The sequence below is a fragment of the Allomesorhizobium camelthorni genome, from assembly GCF_011045125.1.
Taxonomy (GTDB): Bacteria; Pseudomonadota; Alphaproteobacteria; order Rhizobiales; family Rhizobiaceae; genus Allomesorhizobium; species Allomesorhizobium camelthorni.
In genome coordinates this window covers 1-1003 of the sequence record NZ_JAAKZF010000277.1, presented here as the reverse complement: position 1 = coordinate 1003, position 1003 = coordinate 1, and the positions used below count along the sequence as shown (strand labels likewise).

Below are 1003 nucleotides of genomic sequence, written 5' to 3'. Positions count from 1 at the left end.
TCACCAATGATTTCATGATGCCTGTTTCCTCGATCGTCTATTGCGTTGTGCGCGAATGCGCAGAGTTTCGATCAGTTCGTCCGTGAGCTCGATTTGCCATGGTTGTCCCTTCGCCAGCTGCCGGCCTTCAACAAGGCCACGGGTCCGGTATTTGAAGATGGTCTGTGGCGTGACGCCGAGAGCGGCGGCAGCCCCTTGGACGGAATAGGTTCCGTCCGGCCATCGATCGGGATTGGCGCTCGTGCCGTTGATTTTGACCGTGGGAATGCCCCAACGTCTCCGCAACAGCCAGACATTATCACCCTTGAAGGCGCAGTTCCGCGCCGCGATGAAGCCTTCCGCGTTCAGCCTCGACGCAATTTCCTTGTCCATTTTGCCGGCGGCGTTCAGTTCCGTCACACGCTCGCGCAGCTTGTCGATATCGATGTAGTTGCCGTAGGTGTGAACGCATCTCTGGAGAGAGTGTTCGCTTGTCGCTCCGGTTTGCCACAGGATCTTGAACCAGACCTGTCCCTGCAGGCGTTTCTGATCAAGGACGACCTCGCAGATAATGAGGCGCAGGATGCTCTTGCGCTCGGCCGCCGTCGTCGACGAGGAATGCCAGATGCCGGGCAGGTCTTCGCCCAACGCCAGCAAACCGTCGCGGTCCGCCTCGCTCAGGACCAGGGGCTCATCAGACCGCCACCGTTCGTAATCCTGTTCGATCGTCTCGGCGGCGCGCAACTTCTCTTCCCAGCCGCGCTCCAGCGAACGCGCCACCAGGCGATTTTCGGGTTCGACCGCATCGTATTGACGTCGTGCCCTTTCCGCCTCGTAGCGCGCCCGTTCACGTCGCAAGGCCCACTGACGCTCGAGTTGACGCGTTTCCTCTTCAATCTGGCCGAGCGTGGCGACGGCGATCGCGATCCTGTCCGGCGTCAGGGCATCGAGCAGGATGCTTTCGACATGTGCATCGACCGGCAGCGCACGCACTTCCTGGCATAGCGGCCCTCCGTCGTGGCCA

At 60.9% G+C, this 1003-nt stretch carries 1 pseudogene; it reads right to left on the bottom strand.

Going from position 1 to position 1003, the window contains the following annotated elements:
* Positions 1-12: 12 nt before the first annotated feature.
* A pseudogene (locus G6N73_RS35860) lies at positions 13-1003 on the bottom strand (recombinase family protein); the annotation flags it as partial.